The organism is Pseudomonas sp., from assembly GCF_030150285.1.
Taxonomy (GTDB): Bacteria; Pseudomonadota; Gammaproteobacteria; order Pseudomonadales; family Pseudomonadaceae; genus Aquipseudomonas.
The window spans coordinates 1-20,155 of sequence record NZ_JASLGE010000094.1; the positions used below are offsets into that span (position 1 = coordinate 1).

A 20,155-nucleotide genomic window follows, 5' to 3' on the forward strand; every position below is an offset into this window, starting at 1 on the left:
AACCCGGCATGGGTTGGCCGCTTAATCTCTCAGTCATTTGGCGCTAGGCGCCGCGTTTCTTTAAGGGTCTTACCGGCTACACCTACAAACGAAGGAACCGGGCCCCTAGAAAAGAGCGCTGCTTTATACCAGAAAGACTAAAGCGCAACAACAAGCAGTGTGATTTGCTGCGTTGAATCAATCGCCTATTTGTGTGCCAACCGAGAGCAAAGCCCATGTTTGGTGGGCTGCAACCGCTCGTCGCGAGATGAAAGGTTTCAGGTGGTATGAGCCCGCAACGCAAACCGGCAATCGAATTAGAAGCTACCGGGTAGCCGCTTAATTCAAGGCCCTTTCGCGTTTTTGCAGCGTATTTATCAGATTTACCGAGCCATCAGGCGTATTAAAAGTAGTCATTTTGCTATCAGCCAACTAGGGTAGGACTTTTCCAGACTGCGCTTGCAGATGGGCCTCATCGACTTGCAAAGGAAATAGATCATGCGTCTCGCTGCCGCCCCCTTTTTTCTCACGTTGTGCTTGAGCCCGTTGGCCCAGGCGGCCGCGTTGAGTGTGTGTACTGAGGCCAGCCCGGAAGGGTTTGATGTGGTGCAGTACAACTCGCTCACCACCACCAATGCCTCGGCAGACGTGCTGATGAACCGGTTGGTGGAGTTCGATGCCCAGGCCGCCAAGCTGGTGCCTGGCTTGGCACAGAGCTGGTCGGTGTCCCCGGATGGTCTGGTCTACGATTTCAAGCTGCGCCCGGGCGTCAAATTTCACACCACGTCTTATTTCACCCCGAGCCGTGAATTGAATGCCGATGATGTGCGTTTCAGCTTCGAACGCATGCTGGACCCGACCAACCCGTGGCACAAGGTTGCGCAAAGCGGCTTCCCCCATGCGCAGTCATTGCAACTGCCTGAACTGATCAAAAAAATTGAAACGCCGGACCCTCTGACCGTGCGCTTTACCCTCAGCCGTCCGGACTCCACGTTCTTGCCCGCGTTAAGCATGGGGTTTGCCTCGATTTACTCGGCCGAATACGCGGACAAACTGCTCAAGGCCGGTAAACCTGAGTTGATGAACAGCCAGCCGATCGGCACCGGGCCTTTTGTGTTCTCGCGCTTCCAGAAAGATGCGGTGGTGCGCTACAAGGCCAACCCGGATTACTTCGCAGGAAAGCCGGACGTTGACCCGCTGATTTTTGCCATTACCCCGGACGCCAACGTGCGGCTGCAAAAATTGCGGCGCAACGAGTGCCAAATCGCCCTGTCGCCCAAGCCACTGGATGTTGAAGCCGCCGCCAAAGAACCGGCATTGGCGATCGCTAAAACACCGGCCTTTATGACGGCCTTTGTGGCCATAAATAGTCAGCACCCGCCGCTGGACAAGCCCGAAGTGCGTCAGGCGATTAACCTGGCGTTCGACAAAAAAACCTACCTCAAGAGTGTGTTCGAAGACAGCGCGCAGGCTGCCAACGGCATTTTTCCGGACACGACCTGGAGCTACGACAAGGCATTGAAAGGGTATGCCTATGACCCGCAACAGGCGCGTGACTTGCTGGCCAAGGCGGGCCTTAAAGACGGTTTTAAAACCACGATCTGGACACGCCCGACCGGCAGTGTGTTGAACCCTAACCCAAGCCTGGGCGCGCAATTGCTGCAGGCGGACCTGGCAAAAATAGGCGTGCAGGCCGATATTCGGGTGATTGAGTGGGGCGAATTGATCCGCCGCGCCAAGGCGGGTGAACACGACCTGCTGTTTATGGGGTGGGCCGGTGATAACGGCGATCCCGATAATTTCCTGACCCCCCAATTTTCCTGCGCAGCCGTGCAATCCGGAACAAACTTTGCGCGTTATTGCGACAAGACCCTGGACCGCTTGATCAGCGAGGGCAAAACCCTCACCGATCAGGACAAGCGCAGCGCGCTGTACCAGCAAGCCCAGGCGCTGATTCAACAGCAAGCCTTGTGGCTGCCGCTGGCGCACCCGACGGCTTACGCGCTCACCAATAAAAACGTACAGGGTTATCAGGTAAGCCCGTTTGGTCGTCAGGACTTTTCAACGGTCAGTGTTAAGCCGTGAGCGTCACATCCAGCCGTGTTCGACCATCGAAAACGGCTCCCCGTCACCGACGATAAAGTGATCCAGTGCCCGCACCTCAATCAGATCCAGCGCCTCAGTCAGGCGCTGGGTCAGGATGCGGTCGGCCTGGCTGGGTTCGGTGATGCCAGAGGGGTGGTTGTGGCAAAAGATTACTGCGGCCGCGTTATGAGCCAAGGCGCGTTTGACCACTTGGCGTGGGTAAACGCTAGCACTGTCGATGGAGCCTCTAAACAGCACTTCAAAGGCCAGCATTCGGTGTTTGGAGTCCATAAACAGGCAGCCGAACACTTCGTGGGGCTCGTGGCGCAGCAACGACTTCAAGTAGTCGCGCACCGCTTGCGGGCTTTCCAGGGCCGAATCCCGGCGCAAGCGTTCTGCCAGATGCCGGCGCCCCATTTCCAATACGGCCTGCAACTGACTGAACTTGGCAGGCCCCAGCCCGAGCTGCCGGCAGAAGGCGTTCAAGTCCGCTTCGAGCAAGGCCCGCAGGCTGCCAAATTCGGTGATTAAATGGCGCGCCAAGTCGACGGCGCTTTTGCCTGAAACCCCGGTGCGAAGAAAAATGGCCAGCAACTCGGCATCGGACAGGCTGGCCGATCCCTGCTCTAAAAGCTTCTCGCGTGGCCGCTCGGCGGCGGGCCAATGTCTGATACTCATAACACCTCCGTGTGAGTGAGCGCCGCTGTTCCCTTGCAGGCGCTGTGTTATCTTAGCCGATCATTTAAGCGTGGCATTTGGCCATTTTCCGCGCAGTTATCATTGAACTAAAAGGCAGGCCTATGCAGCGGCTGTATCGAAAACGCATTGTTTTGGGCGTCGGCGGCGGCATTGCTGCTTACAAGAGTGCAGAGCTGGTTCGTCGCCTGCTGGATCAAGGCGCTGAAGTGCGCGTGGTCATGACCCGCGGCGGCAGCGAATTCATCACGCCGCTGACGATGCAGGCGTTGTCTGGGCACCCTGTTCACCTGGATTTGCTGGACCCGGCGGCAGAAGCCGCCATGGGGCATATCGAGCTGGCCAAATGGGCTGACCTGGTGCTGATTGCGCCCGCCACGGCTGACCTGATCGCCCGTCTGGCTCAGGGCATTGCCAACGATTTACTGACCACCCTGGTGTTGGCCACAGACGCGACGGTGGCCATCGCCCCAGCGATGAATCAGGCCATGTGGCGTGACCCGGCGACCCAAGCCAACACCCAGTTGCTCCAGAGCCGTGGCCTGAAAGTCTTTGGCCCGGCCTCCGGTAGCCAGGCCTGTGGCGATGTGGGCTTTGGCCGGATGCTGGAAGCCGATGACCTGGTGAATTGCGCTGCCGAGTGTTTTCAGCGCTTGGTACTGACCGGCAAGCATGTCTTGATCACGGCAGGCCCGACCCAGGAAAACATCGACCCGGTGCGCTACATCACGAACCACAGCTCCGGGAAAATGGGCTTTGCCCTGGCCGAAGCAGCGGTCGAAGCCGGTGCCCGTGTGACCCTGATTACCGGGCCCGTGCATTTGCCCACGCCGGACCGGGTGACGCGTATCGACGTGGTCAGCGCCCGGGACATGCTTGCGGCCTGTGAAGCGGCGATCCCGTGTGACGTATTTATTGCGTCTGCGGCGGTCGCGGATTACCGCCCGGAAGTCGTTGCCCCACAAAAACTCAAGAAAGACCCTGCCAAGGGTGACGGCCTGTTGTTGCAGATGGTGCGCAACCCCGACATTCTGGCCACCATTGCGACGCGCCCTGACCGCCCCTTCAGTGTGGGTTTTGCCGCAGAGACTGAGCACTTGCTCGACTACGCGGCACGCAAGCTTAAAGACAAAAACCTCGACCTGATTGTGGCCAACGATGTGGCGAACCCCAGCATTGGCTTCAACAGCGAGGAAAACGCGTGCAGTGTGATTGACCGTCAATTGCATGCCACCGTGTTTGCCCAGACCAGCAAGGGCAAGATTGCCCGTCAGTTGGTCACTTTTATCGCCGAACGTCTGAACCAGGTTTAACTCGAATGCACGCTTTACAAGCCAAAATCCTTGACCCCCGCATTGGTAACGAATTTCCGCTGCCGCAATACGCCACCCCGGGCTCCGCAGGCCTGGACTTGCGCGCCATGCTCAAAGAAGACACCGTTCTGGAACCGGGCCAGACCCTGCTGATCCCGACCGGTCTGTCGGTGTACATCGGTGATCCCGGCCTTGCCGCGCTGATCCTGCCGCGCTCTGGCCTTGGCCACAAACACGGCATCGTGCTGGGTAACCTGGTCGGCCTGATCGACTCGGATTACCAGGGCGAACTGATGGTGTCGTGCTGGAACCGCGGCCAAACGGCGTTCAACATCACCATTGGCGAACGTATCGCGCAATTGGTGTTGGTACCGGTGGTGCAGGCGCACTTTGAGCTGGTCGAAGCGTTCGACGAAAGCCAGCGTGGCGCGGGTGGTTTTGGTCACTCCGGCAAACTCTGATTTCGCAGTGCCCGGCCAGGCATTCTGCTTGGCCTTCAGTGCCTTACTGTTTTCTCTGAGCGTGGAGTCCCCCTGCAATGAGTAGCCCCGCTGCGGTCCCGCCTGTACTCCCTGACAGCATTTTTCGCGCTTACGACATTCGTGGCGTAGTTCCGGCTACCTTGAACGCTGAAACCGCCTACTGGGTAGGCCGTGCGGTGGGGGCCGAGAGCCTGGCCCAGGGTGAGCAGAATGTGGCGGTGGGCCGTGATGGGCGCCTGTCGGGCCCGGAACTGGTCAAACACCTGATACGTGGCCTGGCGGACAGTGGCTGTAATGTCAGCGATGTTGGCCTGGTGCCAACGCCTGCGTTGTATTACGCCGCGACCGTGCTTGAGGGTAAGTCGGGCGTGATGTTGACCGGCAGCCACAACCCACCGGATTACAACGGCTTCAAGATTGTGATCGCGGGCGATACGTTGGCCGACGAACAAATTCAGGCGCTGCACACGCGGCTGAAAAAAAACGACCTGACGTGGGGTAAAGGCCGCATTGCTGCCGTCGATATTCTGCCGCGCTACAGCGCTGAAATAACCCAAGGCATCACGCTGGCCAAGCGCCTTAAAGTGGTGGTGGACTGCGGCAATGGCGTGGCGGGCGTGATTGCGCCGGCATTGATCGAAGCCTTGAATTGCGAGGTGATCCCACTGTTCTGCGAGGTGGACGGTCACTTTCCGAACCATCATCCGGACCCGGGCAAGCCCGAAAACCTGCGGGACCTGATCGCCAAGGTCAAAGAAACCAGGGCTGATATCGGGCTGGCCTTTGATGGCGACGCCGACCGTGTGGGCGTGGTCACGGACGCGGGCACGGTGGTGTTCGCCGATCGCCTGTTGATGCTGTTCGCCCAGGACGTGTTGGCGCGTAACCCGGGTGCCGACATCCTCTTTGATGTGAAATGCTCGCGCCGCCTGATTCCGCTTATCAAGGACCATGGCGGCCACCCGGTGATGTGGAAGACCGGCCATTCATTGATGAAAAAGAAAATGAAAGAAACCGGTGCTTTGCTGGCCGGTGAAATGAGCGGGCATATCTTCTTCAAGGAACGCTGGTTCGGCTTCGATGACGGTATTTATAGCGCTGCGCGCCTGCTGGAGATCCTCAGCCGGCAGTCCGTCACGGCTGAAGCGCTGTTTCAGACCTTCCCGAATGATATTTCGACGCCCGAGCTCAATATCGATGTGACGGATGAGCGCAAATTCCGCATCATTGAGGCTCTGCACGATGCTCAATGGGGTGAAGCCGCCGAGCTGACCACCCTTGATGGTGTGCGGGTCGACTACCCCTATGGCTGGGGCCTGGTTCGCGCGTCCAACACCACGCCGGTGTTGGTGCTGCGATTTGAGGCGGATACCGAAGCCGAACTGCAACGCATCAAGGCCGTTTTTCGCGCTCAACTCAAGCGTGTCGTGCCTGATCTTCCACTACCGTTTTGACCGACTTGTTCTACCGGAGCCCTGAATGACCCTCGAACGTGATGCCGCCTCCAACGTCGCCAAGGTTTTGTCCGAAGCGCTGCCCTACATCCGCCGCTACGTCGGCAAGACGCTGGTCATCAAGTACGGCGGCAACGCAATGGAGAACGATGACCTGAAAACCGGTTTTGCCCGTGACATCGTGTTGATGAAAGCCGTGGGGATCAACCCGGTTGTCGTGCACGGTGGCGGCCCGCAAATCGGCGACCTGCTCAAGCGTTTGTCCATCGAAAGCCACTTTATCGACGGCATGCGCGTGACCGACTCCGAGACCATGGATGTGGTTGAGATGGTGCTGGGCGGCCATGTGAACAAGGAAATCGTCAACCTGATCAACCGTCATGGCGGCAGCGCGATTGGCCTGACCGGCAAGGATGCAACGCTGATCCGGGCCAAGAAAATGCTGGTAACCCGCCAGACACCTGAGATGACGCAGCCAGAAATCATCGATTTTGGGCATGTGGGTGAGGTCACCGGGATCAACACCGATTTGCTGGATATGCTGACCAAGGGCGATTTCATTCCTGTCATCGCGCCAATTGGTGTGGGCCCTAACGGCGAGTCCTACAACATCAACGCCGACCTGGTGGCGGGCAAAGTGGCCGAGGCGCTCAAAGCCGAGAAGCTTATGCTGTTGACCAACATCGCCGGCCTGATGGACAAGGAAGGCAACGTGCTGACCGGGCTCACCACTGCCCAAGTGGACGACCTGATCGCGGATGGCACCATTTACGGTGGCATGCTGCCCAAGATCCGTTGCGCGCTGGAAGCGGTGCAAGGCGGCGTGACCACGGCGCATATCGTTGACGGTCGTGTGCCGAACGCCGTGCTGCTGGAAATCTTCACCGACACCGGTGTTGGCACGCTGATCACCAACAGCAAGCCTGCTTAAGCCCGTCGGGCCAAAAAAATCCCCCGTCCGGTTTGCCCGGGCGGGGGATTTTTTATGTGCGGGTAGGGCGCAAACGCAATCAGATACCGTATTGCGCCCGGTACGCTTCAACCGCGGGCAGGTATTGCTTGAGGGTTTCGTCTTCGGCCAGGAACTGCAGAACCTGGTTCAAGGAAACGATGCTGACAACGGGAATACCGAAGTCGCGCTCCACTTCCTGAATGGCCGATAGCTCACCGTTACCACGCTCCTGACGGTTCAACGCAATCAGCACGCCTGCTGCTTTTGCGCTTTGGCTCGAGATGATCTGCATGACTTCACGGATGGCAGTGCCCGCCGTGATCACATCGTCAATGATCAAGATATCGCCTTCAAGGGGCGAACCCACCAGGCTGCCGCCTTCGCCGTGAGCCTTGGCTTCTTTGCGGTTAAAGCACCAGGGCACGTCGCGCTCATGATGCTCAGCCAGTGCGACGGCCGTAGTGGCAGCCAGTGGGATGCCCTTGTAGGCCGGGCCAAACAGCACGTCGAAGGCAATACCGCTGTCGACAATGGCGGCCGCATAGAAGCGCCCCAGTTGAGCCAGCGCGGAACCTGTATTGAACAGGCCGGCATTGAAGAAGTAAGGGCTGGTGCGCCCGGACTTCAGGGTGAACTCGCCGAAGCGCAAAACGCCGCGATCGATGGCAAAACGGATGAAATCGCGCTGATACGCTTGCATGAAAAAAAGCCCCTGATACCGCGGATTTAGCTAAATAGTAAGACGGCGTGTATCATACACTCACGAGATTTTTGGGGCCATTTATGCGGATCATCAGTGTGAACGTTAATGGTATTCAGACGGCAGTCGAGCGCGGTTTGCTCAGTTGGCTGCAAGCTCAGAATGCCGACGTTATTTGCCTGCAGGACACCCGCGCCTCCGCCTTTGAATTGGACGATCCGGCTTACCAGCTGGATGGCTACTTTCTTTATGCCTGCGATGCTGAAGTGCCCGCCCAAGGCGGCGTGGCTTTGTATTCGCGGTTGCAGCCGAAAGCAGTCATCACTGGGCTTGGCTTTGAGACGGCTGATCGCTACGGGCGCTACCTGCAAGCCGATTTCGATAAGGTCAGCATCGCGACCTTGCTGCTTCCTTCGGGGCAGAACGGCGATGAAGACTTGAATCAAAAATTCAAGTTGATGGACGACTTTGCACGCTATCTGGATAAACAGCGTCGCAAGCGTCGCGAGTACATCTACTGCGGCTCGCTGTATGTGGCGCAGCAAAAGCTCGACATTAAAAACTGGCGCGATAGCCAGCAATCACCGGGTTTCCTGGCACCTGAACGGGCCTGGATGGACGAGATTGTCGGCAATATGGGCTATGTTGATGCTCTGCGCGAAGTCAGTCGTGAAGGCGACCAGTACAGCTGGTGGCCCGATAACGAACAAGCCGAGATGCTGAATCTGGGCTGGCGTTTCGACTACCAACTGTTGACGCCGGGCTTGCGCCGCTTTGTACGCAGCGCCCGTTTGCCACGTCAGCCGCGCTTCTCGCAACATGCGCCATTGATCGTGGACTACGACTGGACACTGACGATTTAAGTGTTTTTCGTGGTCAATAAAAATGCCCGTATTGAACGATACGGGCATTTTTTTGGCCTAAGCAAAGGTGGCAGCGAGAGGCTAAACAGAAGCCGTCCAACTTTTTGGGCGCACTTCAGGCACCTGTAGGAGTGAGCTTGCTCGCGATCTTTTGATCTTTAAAAGCTCAATGACAGCCGCGCTATCGTGCAGCAATCTTATCCATTGCTGCGGCGTCCTGCCGGGTTACCCACTGCGCAAAACCTGCGTTCGGCCAGCGTGGCTTAAGGGGGCCCTTTTAGATCAAAAGCCAGATCAAAAGATCACGAGCAAGCTCGTTCCTACAAACTCTGCTATCCGTAGGAGGGGCCCCGTCTTCGACGCCGCGCTGTCGCGCAAAGAACCAAGGGTACGCCGCAGTGATCGATACCTAAAAATGAGTAAAAAATGCATTTTCAGGATCAATGACTTAGCGTTTTTTTTATAGAAGCGGCTAAACGCTCTGGCTGCAGGTGTTCACAGGGTTACTTGATCAGGCGCCAGGTGAAAGGATAGCGGTAGGCCACCCCGTCATTGGCCTTGACGCCTGCAATCACGACCAGCACGACTGCGCCGATCAGTACCAGGCCAAGCAAGGCGAAACCCACCAGGACGAACATCAGCACGTAGCAAATGGCGGAGACAAGGGCGACCGTGATCTGAAAGTTCAGGGCCTCCTTGCCTTGCTCGTCAATAAAGGGATCGCTCTCGCGCTTTACCTGCCAAAGGATCAGCGGGCCGATCAGGTTGCCAAACGGAAACCACATCCCCAGGAAAGCTGCAAAGTGACAAAACATGGCCCATTTTCGAGCTTCGCGGCTCGGTTTAGGGTTTGAAAGGTCTAATTCGCTCATGGTGCTCTCCGGGTGATGATTGACGGTTTAGACCCTCAATCGGCCAATGCGGCTTGCTGCAAGGCAAAAATTTCTGTCATGCCTTTTTGAGCCAGTGCAAGCATGGCATTGAGCTCTTCAGGCTGGAACGGCGCGCCTTCGGCGGTGCCCTGAACTTCAATGAAGCCGCCGGAGCTGGTCATGACCACGTTCAGATCGGTTTCGGCAGCCGAATCTTCAGGGTAGTCCAGGTCGAGTACCGGCACGCCTTGGTACATGCCCACCGAGACAGCTGCAATCATTTGTTTTACAGGGTCGCCGCCCTTGAGGCCGCCCCGTTTCTTGATGACTTTCAACGCATCGACCAGAGCAACCATCGCGCCGGTAATAGAGGCTGTGCGGGTGCCGCCGTCGGCCTGGATGACATCGCAGTCGACGTACAGCGTAATGTCGCCCAACTTGGACATGTCCAGAGCGGCGCGCAGCGAGCGGCCGATCAGGCGCTGAATTTCCAGGGTGCGGCCACCTTGCTTGCCACGGCTGGCTTCGCGCTGGTTACGCTCGCCAGTGGCGCGTGGCAGCATGCCGTATTCGGCGGTCAGCCAGCCTTGGCCCTGGCCTTTGAGGAAGCGCGGAACGCCGTTCTCGACGCTGACGGTGCAGATGACTTTGGTGTCACCGAACTCGACCAGTACAGAACCCTCTGCGTGTTTGGTGTAGTTGCGGGTGATGCGGATCGAGCGTAGCTGATCGGCAACGCGACCACTTGGACGTTTCATGTGGGATACCTGTACGGGACGGAAAACTGCCGAGCATTATAAAGGCCGCGATCGATCAGGGCACATTTAAAACGCACACCTGAAGCCGCAGTCGCTGCCGAAGGGCTGCGCAGCAACCATTTTTCCAGAGCGCGCCGCCATCGCCATCGGCCTTTATCTTTAGTGCTTTACGACAGACGTCATTTGGGGCACCCGCTGCACTGCGTTACAATCCGCCGCCTTAATGGCCATCAGGCTTCATTCATTGAATTGCGAGGTACCGTCCATGGTGCACAGCATGACCGCCTTTGCCCGTGTTGAAAGCGCTGGCACTCAGGGCACCCTGAGCTGGGAGCTACGCTCGGTCAACAGCCGTTACCTGGAACCGCACCTGCGCTTGCCTGAATCGTTCCGCGACCTTGAAGGTGCCGTGCGAGAGGCTCTGCGTCAGGGAATATCCCGAGGCAAACTCGAATGCACGTTGCGTTTCACTGAGGAAACCACGGGCAAACCGCTGCAGGTCGACCGTGAGCGTGCGGCACAACTGGTCGCGGCGGCCGAAACCATCGCCAGCCTCATCCAGCAGCCTGCTGCACTCAACCCGCTGGAAGTCCTGGCCTGGCCCGGTGTGTTGGTGGCGGATGCGAGCGACCCCCAGGCGTTGAACGCCCAGGCGCTTGCACTGTTCAAGCAAGGGTTGCAAGAGTTGAAAGATGGCCGCGAGCGTGAGGGCGCAGAGCTGGCTCGGTTGATCAGCGAACGCCTGACGTCGATCGAAAGCGATGTTGAGACCTTGCGCGAGTTGGTGCCTCAGATGCTGGCCACCCAGCGCCAAAAAGTGCTCGACCGCTTTGCCGATATGAAGGCAGAGCTGGATCCGCAGCGGCTTGAGCAAGAAATGGTCATGCTCGCGCAAAAAAGCGATGTGGCTGAAGAGCTTGACCGTCTGAGCACCCATATTCTGGAAGTGCGCCGCGTGTTGAAATCCGGCGGTGCCGCCGGCCGTCGTCTCGACTTCCTGATGCAAGAGCTTAACCGTGAGGCCAATACCCTGGGCTCAAAAGCATTCGATCCGCGCAGCACCCAAGCGGCGGTCAACCTCAAAGTGTTGATCGAGCAGATGCGCGAACAAGTACAGAATATTGAGTAAGGCTCTCCCTGACATGACCCACAGTACTGGCACCCTTTACATTATTTCCGCCCCTTCCGGCGCGGGGAAAAGCAGCTTGGTCAAGGCGCTGATCGACGTTGAGCCACAGATTCGCGTTTCAGTCTCGCACACCACCCGAGCCATGCGCCCCGGTGAAGTGAACGGCGTGCATTACCATTTCGTCGAGCGCGAAGACTTCGTGAAAATGATCGAGCACGGTGATTTTCTGGAGCGTGCGGAAGTATTTGGCAACCTTTATGGCACGTCGCAGAGCTACTTGCAGCAGACCCTGGATGAAGGGCACGACCTGATTCTGGAAATCGACTGGCAAGGTGCCGAGCAAGTCCGCAAATTGATGCCCCAGGCGCGCTCTATCTTCATTCTGCCGCCGAGTCAGCAGGCTTTGCGTGACCGGCTGGACAACCGCGGGCAGGACAGCGCCGAGATCATTGACGGGCGCATGCGTGAGGCCGTGAGTGAAATGAGCCACTACGTCGACTACGACTACCTGATCATTAACGACGATTTTGCGGTAGCGCTTGATGATTTGAAGGCCATTTTCCATGCCAATCGACTAAAGCAGAAACGCCAGCAGCAGCGTTTCGGTAAATTGCTGGCCGAATTGCTTGGTTAAACAACGCTTCACAAAGGCCCTGTAAGGGCTTTACATTGGCGCTTGTAGAGGTTTTGGGAGCGTGCTCGAAAAAACAGCGCTTCCCTAATCGCTGGTGATTTTTTAAACTGTTGAGTCCGCTCGCCCATCCGGGCAGCGCGCATATTGCATTTGCTACGAGGAAGACCATGGCCCGCGTAACCGTTGAAGACTGCCTAGAACACGTGGATAACCGCTTTGAGCTGGTCATGCTGTCTACCAAGCGTGCCCGCCAACTGGCCACCGGTGGTAAAGAGCCTTTGGTTCAGTGGGAAAATGACAAGCCTACCGTTGTTGCCCTGCGTGAAATCGCAGAGGGCCTGATGAGCTACGAGTTTATCGCCAACGCTGAAATCGTCGAAGACGAACCGCTGTTTGCAGCGTTCGAGGACGAGAACAACGAGGCGAACTAAGCCTATGCCCGGTCGACGTAGTACGGCGAAGGGTTCACAGTTTTGGCAGGAGGCTCCCTCGTGCCGAGCATAGACGCCCTCGCCGATCGCTTGTCGGCCTACCTCAGTGCGGACCAGGTCAATCTGGTCCGACGAGCGTATTTCTACGCAGAACAAGCCCACGACGGCCAACGCCGGCGTAGCGGCGAACCTTACGTTACGCACCCGCTGGCAGTCGCCAATATCCTTGCCGATATGCACATGGACCATCAAAGCCTGATGGCGGCCATGCTCCATGACGTTATCGAAGACACGGGTATTGCCAAGGAAGCGCTGGTTGCGCAATTTGGCGACACGGTTGCCGACCTGGTAGATGGGGTCAGCAAACTGACCCAGATGAACTTCGAAACCAAGGCCGAAGCCCAAGCGGAAAACTTCCAGAAAATGGCAATGGCCATGGCGCGGGACATTCGCGTCATTCTGGTAAAGCTGGCTGATCGCCTGCACAACATGCGGACGCTCGAAGTGTTATCCGGCGAAAAGCGCCGGCGCATTGCCAAGGAAACCCTGGAAATCTACGCGCCCATCGCCAACCGGCTGGGTATGCACAACATTCGTATCGAATTTGAAGATCTCGGTTTCAAGGCGATGTACCCAATGCGCTCCGCGCGCATTTACCAGGCGGTCAAACGTGCCCGGGGCAACCGCAAAGAAATCGTCAATAAAATTGAAGAGTCGCTCAGTCACTGCCTGGCCGTCGATGGCATTCAAGGTGAAGTGAGCGGTCGCCAAAAGCACATTTATGGCATCTACAAAAAGATGCGCGGCAAGCGTCGTGCCTTCAACGAAATCATGGACGTGTATGCGTTCCGGATCATCGTCGACAAAGTAGACACCTGCTACCGTGTGCTGGGCGCTGTACATAATTTGTACAAGCCCCTGCCGGGGCGCTTCAAGGACTACATCGCGATTCCTAAGGCCAACGGCTATCAGTCGTTGCATACCACGTTGTTTGGCATGCATGGCGTACCGATCGAAATCCAGATCCGTACCCGTGAAATGGAAGAAATGGCCAACAACGGCATCGCCGCCCACTGGCTGTATAAATCCAGTGGCGACGAGCAGCACACCGGCACTCACGCCCGGGCGCGACAATGGGTCAAGGGTGTGCTGGAAATGCAGCAGCGCGCCGGCAACTCCCTCGAATTTATCGAGAGTGTGAAAATCGACCTGTTCCCGGACGAGGTCTACGTTTTCACCCCCAAAGGCCGGATCATGGAGTTGCCCAAAGGCTCCACAGCGGTCGATTTTGCCTATGCGGTGCACACCGACGTGGGCAACAGCTGCATTGCGTGCCGTATCAATCGCCGCCTTGCACCGTTGTCTGAGCCCCTGCAAAGCGGTTCCACGGTCGAGATCGTCAGCGCGCCGGGTGCACGCCCCAACCCGGCCTGGCTCAACTTTGTGGTCACCGGCAAAGCCCGTACGCACATCCGCCATGCCCTCAAGCTGCAGCGTCGTTCTGAATCGGTAAGCCTGGGTGAGCGTTTGCTCAACAAAGTGCTGAACGGTTTCAACAGTGCGTTGGACAAAATTCCGGCCGAGCGCATCCAGGCCATTCTCAGCGAATACCGGCTTGAGCAGGCAGAAGACCTGCTTGAGGACATTGGCTTGGGCAACCGCATGGCCTACGTCGTGGCGCGGCGTTTGCTGGGCGAAGGTGAGCAATTGCCAAGCCCTGAAGGCCCGCTGGCCATTCGCGGTACTGAAGGCCTGGTGCTTAGCTACGCCAAGTGCTGCACGCCGATCCCGGGTGACCCGATTGTGGGCCATCTGTCGGCAGGCAAAGGCATGGTTGTGCACCTGGACAACTGCCGCAATATCAGTGAAATCCGGCATAACCCCGAAAAATGCGTTCAGTTGTCGTGGGCCAAGGACGTGACCGGCGAATTCAACGTTGAATTGCGTGTCGAACTGGAGCATCAGCGTGGCCTGATTGCGCTGCTGGCAAGTAGCGTCAACGCGGCTGACGGCAATATCGAGAAAATCAGCATGGACGAGCGGGATGGTCGCATCAGCGTGGTCCAGCTGGTGGTCAGCGTACACGACCGTGTGCACCTGGCCCGCGTGATCAAAAAACTGCGTGCCCTTGCCGGGGTCATTCGCATCACTCGCATGCGTGCGTAGCTCGCTCACAAAGCCGCTCATTACAAGGAGTCATTCATGACCAAGACTGTTATCACCAGCGACAAGGCACCTGCTGCCATCGGTACTTACTCCCAGGCAATCAAGGCTGGCAACACGGTCTATATGTCGGGTCAGATCCCGCTGGACCCAAAAACCATGGAGTTGGTTGAAGGCTTTGAAGCGCAGACCATTCAGGTGTTTGAAAACCTGAAGTCGGTGGCTGAAGCTGCCGGTGGTTCGTTCAAGGACATCGTCAAACTGAACATTTTCCTGACGGACCTGAGCCACTTTGCCAAGGTCAACGAGATCATGGGCACCTACTTCGAACAACCTTACCCCGCGCGCGCAGCCATCGGCGTTGCAGCCCTGCCGAAGGGTTCGCAGGTTGAAATGGACGCTATCCTGGTGATTGAGTAACACCCTCGGCGCAGCGCCTTCATGCTGCGCCAACCCCCCGCTCTCTCGCGTTAAAAGGATCCCACCATGCGCCATGCGCTCGCTCTCTCATTGCTCACCCTTTTTCTGAGTGGCTGTGCCAGCGAACCCGCCAACCGCGATATCAGTGGCGTTTGGGTCAATCAGGCTGCCATCGATGCGGCGGCAAAGGGTGGTCATTTGCGCGAAGCCCTGCTGGCCAACGGGCCTACGCTTGAGTGGGACATCGACACCCAAAGTGCCCAAGCCCGCTATACCAACGGTTTTGAAAACGTCGAAGGCAAGCTGACACCAGAGGCCCGTGATACCTGGCAGGTCAGCTTTTATGGCAGCTCGGCTACGACGTTGTCCCTGGAGGGCGATGAATTGGTTCAGGCCGCGTCAGAGGCGGATCCCCAGCAGGTGTTTCGCCGTTCGGCGGCGAGCGTCGCCCGCGAACCTTTGGGAACGCGTTTTGATACAGCACTCAAAACGGCTTATCTGGGCGGGCAATGGCGTGTTGTCAGTGGTCAGGGGCAAGGCCGTTCGGTGACGTTCATGCCGAGTGGCCAACTTGTAGGGCTACCGGGTATCACGGCTTACGCGCTGTGCCTGGCGGGGGACTGTGCGTCAATGAGTGGCGAGTACGACAGCCTTTGGCTGGAGCAGGGCTCGACCGGCGCGGCGCATCTCTTTGTGCGAAAGGGTCGTCAGTTAGAGATTTTCGAAGCGCTGGATGCTTCTGAGCCAGACGAAATGCCTCAGTTTTACCCCGGTAAACGCGAGTGGTTGCTGGAGAAGCAGTAGCCGCCTACGTCAGCAGGAGCGCCATTCAGCGCTCATGCACAGGCTTCAACCCTTCAATATCTCGGCATAGCCTTCGCGGTAGCTTGGGTAGCGCGGCTCCCAGCCCAATGCCTTGGCGCGTGCATTGCTGCAACGCTTGCTGCCTGCCCGGCGGATGCTCGCCTCTTCAGCCCATTCGGTAACACCCAGGCGCTCACGCAGCCAGCCTACGACTTCGGCCAAAGGGGCCGGGTCGTTATCGACGCCAATGTAACAATTTTCCAGCTTCAGGCCTTTTCGGTCAGCCTCAAGCAAAAACGCAAGTAACCCGCCAGCATCGTCTGCGTGAATCCGGTTGGCATAGACCGGTGGATCGACCGCGACGCGGTAGCCTTTGCGCACTTGGCCCAGCATCCATTCGCGGCCCGGTCCGTAGATTCCGGTCAGGCGCACAACCGTAGCAGGCAGGCCGCTTTCAAGCGCTACGCGCTCAGCGTCTAGCATGATACGGCCTGAGTAATTTGTCGCTTGGGCCGGTGATGCTTCATCCACCCATTCAGCATTTTTTTGTACATAAACCCCGCTGCTGGACACAAACAACAGGCGTTTGGGGTGCTGGTCGTGTTGCTTTAGCCAGCTCAGCGTATGTTGCAGGCCGTCCACGTAAGCCGCTTGGTAACCTGCCTCATCGTGAGCGGTGGCGGCCGTGCTGTACACCACGTAATCGATAGGGCCCGTTGGCCACTGTGCTGGGCACTGAGTGTCGAACAGGTCGCCCGCGATGCCGTGCACGCCGGCCGGCAAGCGGTCGATGGAGCGTCGCAGCCCGTAGACATGCCATTCATTGGCCAGCAATTGAGTCGCCAGGCGGCTCCCGATATCACCGCATCCAACGATCAAAACAGACGGTTTGGACATTCAAAACTCCAAATGAGGGGTCACAAAACTGTAGGAAAAGCTTCGACCTTGGTAGGTCATTTCGAAAAAAACAAAGGCAATTGCTTTTGTTAACAAGAATTACTTGCAATAATAACGCATCGTTTGCCCAGGGTATTAAGCCGCGTTGTAGGGCAGTTCATCTATTCTCTCTTCAGGTCCGGCTAGCATGACACGCAATCAACCCACCGCTTCGCCAACCCCGCTTTCGAGCCCTAAACGCGTCTGGCGTGGGCTTGCAGTGCTGATGTTCAGCCTGTTGCTGGCACCTGCTGCCACCTTCGCCGACGAGCCGGCGGCGGCCGCTGCACAGCCGACGACTGAAGCCGTAGCCCCGGCACCGGCCTTGGCTGCTCCGGGTGTTGCTGATCCGGCCGAGTCTGAAGGCTCTGTAGTCTCTGGTGAAGATGCGCCTCAAGTGATCGCTGAAGAAGACAACAGCTTGGGCATGGCCCATGATCTGTCGCCTTGGGGTATGTACAAAAACGCTGACATCGTCGTGAAAATCGTCATGATCGGCTTGGCGATTGCATCGATCATCACTTGGACCATCTGGATTGCCAAAGGCTTTGAAGTCTTGGGTGCCAAGCGTCGTTTGCGCGCCGAAATCGTAAGCCTCAAGAAAGCCCGCACACTGAAAGAAGCGAGCGAATCCGCTACAAAAGAAGGTACGTTGGCGCATCTGTTGGTGCAAGACGCCCTGGAAGAGATGCGTTTGTCGGCTAACAGCCGCGAAAAAGAAGGTATCAAGGAGCGCGTAAGCTTCCGTCTCGAGCGTCTGGTAGCGGCGTGCGGTCGTAACATGAGCAGCGGTACGGGCGTCCTTGCGACGATCGGTTCGACAGCACCGTTTGTCGGTCTGTTCGGTACGGTATGGGGCATCATGAACAGCTTTATCGGCATCGCCAAAACCCAAACCACCAACCTGGCCGTTGTGGCTCCTGGTATTGCCGAAGCGCTGCTGGCCACGGCTTTGGGTCTGGTTGCCGCCATTCCGGCAGTGGTGATTTACAACGTATTTGCCCGCTCCATCACCGGCTACAAAGCCCAGGTGGCAGACGCGTCGGCCGAAGTGTTGTTGTTGGTCAGCCGTGACCTCGACCACTTGCCGCCCGAGCGCAACTCGCAACCGCACATGGTGAAAGTGGGGTAATCGGCCATGGGCCTGCATTTAAAAGAAGGCGATGACGATCTCGCCGAGAACCATGAAATTAACGTCACCCCTTTTATTGACGTGATGCTGGTGCTCTTGATCATCTTCATGGTGGCTGCCCCGTTGGCCACTGTGGACATCAAGGTTGACCTGCCCGCTTCGACCGCCAAACCGGCGCCTCGGCCTGAGAAACCCGTGTTTCTCAGCGTCAAGGCTGACCAGCGGCTGTACCTGGGCGAAGAACCGGTCACGGTTGAAGCGCTGGGCCCGACCCTGGATGCCAGGACGCATAACAACAAAGACACGACGATCTTCTTCCAGGCCGACAAAGGTGTGGATTACGGTGACTTGATGAGCGTGATGGATGCATTGCGCGCAGCCGGTTATTTGAAGGTGGGTCTGGTCGGACTTGAGACGGCAGCCAAGAAATGACCATAGCGCGCCAACAGACGACGCGTTACGGACTCAGCCTGGTCGCGGTGTTGGCTGTCCATGCAGTGGCGGTGATCCTTGCCCTGCAATGGTCCAACCCGCGGGCTATCGAACTGCCACCGCAAGCGATGATGGTTGACCTGGCACCGATGCCAGCACCGCCACCGCCGGCGCCGCCAAAAGTGGTGACACCACCACAACCCCCGGCCCCTGTGGAAGAGTTGCCGATACCCAAGCTGGCCGAAGCGCCCAAGCCGAAGATTGCGGTTCCGAAACCGGTCAAACCCAAGCAGAAGCCTCAACCGCCCAAGCCTGTGGAAAAACCTGATCCGGTCAAAGAGAAGCCTTCAGAAGAGAAACCCAGCGACGCGACGCCCACCAAGGCACCGAGCGAAAAGTCTGCAGCACCGGCCCCAGGGCCGTCACCGCAACAGTTGGCGGCTAAAGCCAGTTGGGAAGGCACGCTGCTGGCTCATTTGGGCAAGTACAAGAAATACCCGCCAGCCGCTCAATCGCGAGGCAAGGAAGGCCTGAACCGTCTGCGCTTCGTCGTCGATGCTGAAGGCAAGGTGTTGTCCTACGAACTGGTAGGCCGCTCAGGCAACGCGGATCTGGACCGGGCCACCCTGGAAATGATTCGCCGGGCACAACCCTTGCCCAAGCCACCGGCTGATATGTTGACCAATGGCAGCATTGAAATCGTTGCACCCTTCGTTTACTCCATTGATAAACGGCGGCGTTAACACCAAAAAGGGCACCTCAGGGTGCCCTTTTTGCCTATCGGATCCGTCCTTGTAGTTGCTGCCGAGGGAGGAAGGCTGCGATGCAGGTTGTAGGGCCGCCGTCCGGGGTCGCTTGGTAACCCCTCGCAGCCTCATGCTGGGTCCGCGACGACAAGGGCTGCTGATTAAACCTTGTGTGGGCATTGTCTGATAACGTGCGTCTATCGATTGCAGCCGTTATGCTTGGCCCGTCAATACAGGGACGCCCGCTATGACTCTTACCGAATTGCGCTATATCGTTACGCTCGCCCAGGAACAACACTTTGGCCATGCCGCCGAGCGTTGCCACGTCAGCCAGCCGACGCTGTCGGTGGGCGTGAAGAAACTGGAAGACGAACTCGGTGTGCTGATTTTCGAGCGCAGCAAAAGCGCTGTGCGTCTCACTCCTGTGGGTGAAGGCATCGTTGCCCAGGCGCAAAAGGTACTTGAGCAAGCCCAAGGGATCCGCGAGCTGGCTCAGGCCGGCAAGAATCAACTGACCGCACCGCTGAAAGTGGGGGCGATTTATACCGTCGGCCCGTACCTTTTCCCTCACCTTATTCCGCAACTGCATCGGGTTGCCCCGCAAATGCCGTTGTATATCGAAGAAAACTTCACCCACGTGCTGCGCGACAAGCTGCGTAATGGTGAACTGGACGCGATCATCATCGCCTTGCCGTTCCAGGAAGCCGACGTGCTGACCTTGCCGCTCTACGATGAGCCGTTCTACGTGCTGATGCCGAGTGAGCACCCGTGGAGTAAAAAAGAAACTATCGACGCCAGCCTGCTCAACGACAAGAGCCTGCTGTTGCTGGGAGAAGGTCACTGCTTCCGCGACCAGGTGCTGGAGGCGTGCCCTACCCTGACCAAAGGCAGTGATGGTGCCAAGCACACCACGGTGGAATCCAGCTCCCTGGAAACCATCCGCCACATGGTCGCCTCGGGCCTGGGCATTTCGATCCTGCCGTTGTCGGCTGTCGACAGCCATCACTATGCGCCGGGCATTCTGGCCGTTCGCCCGCTCACCCCGCCAGTGCCGTTTCGTACGGTGGCCATTGCCTGGCGCGCCAGTTTCCCACGGCCCAAGGCGATTGAAATCCTCGCGGACTCTATCCGCCTGTGCTCGGTGGCTAAACCGCCGGCGGCGAAGTAAGCCTGC

The 20,155-nt window shown here is 57.8% G+C and carries 20 protein-coding genes and 1 pseudogene; 16 read left to right on the forward strand and 5 right to left on the reverse strand.

Going from position 1 to position 20,155, the window contains the following annotated elements; all coding sequences use genetic code 11:
- The first annotated feature begins 477 nt into the window (after positions 1 to 477).
- Positions 478 to 2,064, forward strand: coding sequence for an ABC transporter substrate-binding protein (locus Q1W15_RS21880; protein ID WP_300732346.1), 1,587 nt, complete (start codon positions 478 to 480; stop codon positions 2,062 to 2,064).
- A gap of 3 nt (positions 2,065 to 2,067) precedes the next feature.
- Here the strand turns inward: Q1W15_RS21880 and radC are convergent, their stop codons facing one another.
- Entirely contained in the window at positions 2,068 to 2,742 is a 675-nt protein-coding gene (gene radC, locus Q1W15_RS21885) for a DNA repair protein RadC (protein WP_300732349.1), read from the reverse strand.
- Between the two features lie 122 nt (positions 2,743 to 2,864).
- Between radC and coaBC the strand changes: the two genes are divergently transcribed.
- The 4 genes and pseudogenes from coaBC (at position 2,865) to argB (ending at position 6,940) form a co-directional block, all read left to right on the forward strand.
- Complete coding sequence (gene coaBC, locus Q1W15_RS21890) at positions 2,865 to 4,073, forward strand: bifunctional phosphopantothenoylcysteine decarboxylase/phosphopantothenate--cysteine ligase CoaBC (RefSeq protein WP_300732352.1); 1,209 nt, start codon at positions 2,865 to 2,867, stop codon at positions 4,071 to 4,073.
- A 5-nt stretch (positions 4,074 to 4,078) separates the two neighbouring features.
- The gene (gene dut, locus Q1W15_RS21895) at positions 4,079 to 4,534 is read left to right on the forward strand and encodes a dUTP diphosphatase (RefSeq protein ID WP_300732355.1); all 456 of its coding nucleotides are present in this window, start codon (positions 4,079 to 4,081) and stop codon (positions 4,532 to 4,534) included.
- Positions 4,535 to 4,605: 71 nt separating this feature from the next.
- Positions 4,606 to 6,009 (forward strand): annotated as a pseudogene (locus Q1W15_RS21900) (phosphomannomutase/phosphoglucomutase); the annotation flags it as partial.
- Positions 6,010 to 6,034: 25 nt separating this feature from the next.
- Entirely contained in the window at positions 6,035 to 6,940 is a 906-nt protein-coding gene (argB, locus tag Q1W15_RS21905; protein WP_300732358.1) for an acetylglutamate kinase, read from the forward strand.
- Between the two features lie 79 nt (positions 6,941 to 7,019).
- On the opposite strand, the gene pyrE is transcribed toward argB, so the two are convergent.
- Positions 7,020 to 7,661 carry an orotate phosphoribosyltransferase gene (gene pyrE / locus Q1W15_RS21910; RefSeq protein ID WP_300732361.1) on the reverse strand — a complete coding sequence of 214 codons (642 nt, stop codon included), beginning with the start codon at positions 7,659 to 7,661 and terminating at the stop codon, positions 7,020 to 7,022.
- An 83-nt stretch (positions 7,662 to 7,744) separates the two neighbouring features.
- Here pyrE and Q1W15_RS21915 point away from each other — a divergent pair, with 83 nt between their 5' ends.
- Positions 7,745 to 8,524 (forward strand): exodeoxyribonuclease III, encoded by a 780-nt coding sequence (locus Q1W15_RS21915; RefSeq protein ID WP_262201981.1) that lies wholly within the window; start codon positions 7,745 to 7,747, stop codon positions 8,522 to 8,524.
- 503 nt (positions 8,525 to 9,027) lie between these two features.
- Here Q1W15_RS21915 and Q1W15_RS21920 read toward each other — a convergent pair.
- Both Q1W15_RS21920 and rph read right to left on the reverse strand, forming a co-directional pair.
- Positions 9,028 to 9,396 (reverse strand): DUF4870 domain-containing protein, encoded by a 369-nt coding sequence (locus Q1W15_RS21920; RefSeq protein ID WP_300732377.1) that lies wholly within the window; start codon positions 9,394 to 9,396, stop codon positions 9,028 to 9,030.
- Between the two features lie 35 nt (positions 9,397 to 9,431).
- Positions 9,432 to 10,154, reverse strand: a complete 723-nt coding sequence (gene rph / locus Q1W15_RS21925) for a ribonuclease PH (RefSeq protein WP_300732380.1) — start codon at positions 10,152 to 10,154, stop codon at positions 9,432 to 9,434.
- 265 nt (positions 10,155 to 10,419) lie between these two features.
- On the opposite strand from rph, the gene Q1W15_RS21930 reads away from it, so the two are divergent.
- The 6 genes from Q1W15_RS21930 (at position 10,420) to Q1W15_RS21955 (ending at position 15,735) form a co-directional block, all read left to right on the forward strand.
- Positions 10,420 to 11,283, forward strand: a complete 864-nt coding sequence (locus Q1W15_RS21930) for a YicC/YloC family endoribonuclease (protein ID WP_300732383.1) — start codon at positions 10,420 to 10,422, stop codon at positions 11,281 to 11,283.
- 13 nt (positions 11,284 to 11,296) lie between these two features.
- Positions 11,297 to 11,917 carry a guanylate kinase gene (gene gmk / locus Q1W15_RS21935; RefSeq protein WP_300732386.1) on the forward strand — a complete coding sequence of 207 codons (621 nt, stop codon included), beginning with the start codon at positions 11,297 to 11,299 and terminating at the stop codon, positions 11,915 to 11,917.
- 167 nt (positions 11,918 to 12,084) lie between these two features.
- Positions 12,085 to 12,348 carry a DNA-directed RNA polymerase subunit omega gene (gene rpoZ / locus Q1W15_RS21940; RefSeq protein WP_300732388.1) on the forward strand — a complete coding sequence of 88 codons (264 nt, stop codon included), beginning with the start codon at positions 12,085 to 12,087 and terminating at the stop codon, positions 12,346 to 12,348.
- A gap of 60 nt (positions 12,349 to 12,408) precedes the next feature.
- Complete coding sequence (spoT, locus tag Q1W15_RS21945) at positions 12,409 to 14,514, forward strand: bifunctional GTP diphosphokinase/guanosine-3',5'-bis pyrophosphate 3'-pyrophosphohydrolase (RefSeq protein ID WP_300732391.1); 2,106 nt, start codon at positions 12,409 to 12,411, stop codon at positions 14,512 to 14,514.
- 36 nt (positions 14,515 to 14,550) lie between these two features.
- The gene (locus tag Q1W15_RS21950) at positions 14,551 to 14,931 is read left to right on the forward strand and encodes a RidA family protein (RefSeq protein WP_019828190.1); all 381 of its coding nucleotides are present in this window, start codon (positions 14,551 to 14,553) and stop codon (positions 14,929 to 14,931) included.
- A gap of 66 nt (positions 14,932 to 14,997) precedes the next feature.
- On the forward strand, positions 14,998 to 15,735 hold the full coding sequence (locus tag Q1W15_RS21955) for a hypothetical protein (RefSeq protein ID WP_300732396.1): 738 nt from the start codon (positions 14,998 to 15,000) through the stop codon (positions 15,733 to 15,735).
- A 45-nt stretch (positions 15,736 to 15,780) separates the two neighbouring features.
- Here the strand turns inward: Q1W15_RS21955 and Q1W15_RS21960 are convergent, their stop codons facing one another.
- A complete protein-coding gene (locus Q1W15_RS21960) occupies positions 15,781 to 16,632 on the reverse strand; it encodes an SDR family oxidoreductase (protein WP_300732398.1) in 852 nt (283 codons plus the stop codon).
- 187 nt (positions 16,633 to 16,819) lie between these two features.
- Here Q1W15_RS21960 and exbB point away from each other — a divergent pair, with 187 nt between their 5' ends.
- From exbB to Q1W15_RS21980, 4 genes are all read left to right on the forward strand, one after another.
- Positions 16,820 to 17,803, forward strand: a complete 984-nt coding sequence (gene exbB, locus Q1W15_RS21965; RefSeq protein ID WP_300732401.1) for a tonB-system energizer ExbB — start codon at positions 16,820 to 16,822, stop codon at positions 17,801 to 17,803.
- Positions 17,804 to 17,809: 6 nt separating this feature from the next.
- Positions 17,810 to 18,235 carry a TonB system transport protein ExbD gene (gene exbD / locus Q1W15_RS21970; RefSeq protein ID WP_019828186.1) on the forward strand — a complete coding sequence of 142 codons (426 nt, stop codon included), beginning with the start codon at positions 17,810 to 17,812 and terminating at the stop codon, positions 18,233 to 18,235.
- Positions 18,232 to 18,978, forward strand: a complete 747-nt coding sequence (locus Q1W15_RS21975) for an energy transducer TonB (RefSeq protein ID WP_300732411.1) — start codon at positions 18,232 to 18,234, stop codon at positions 18,976 to 18,978. The genes exbD and Q1W15_RS21975 overlap by 4 nt, the downstream gene beginning before the upstream one ends.
- 250 nt (positions 18,979 to 19,228) lie before the next feature.
- Positions 19,229 to 20,149 (forward strand): hydrogen peroxide-inducible genes activator, encoded by a 921-nt coding sequence (locus tag Q1W15_RS21980; protein WP_300732414.1) that lies wholly within the window; start codon positions 19,229 to 19,231, stop codon positions 20,147 to 20,149.
- Positions 20,150 to 20,155 lie beyond the last annotated feature (6 nt).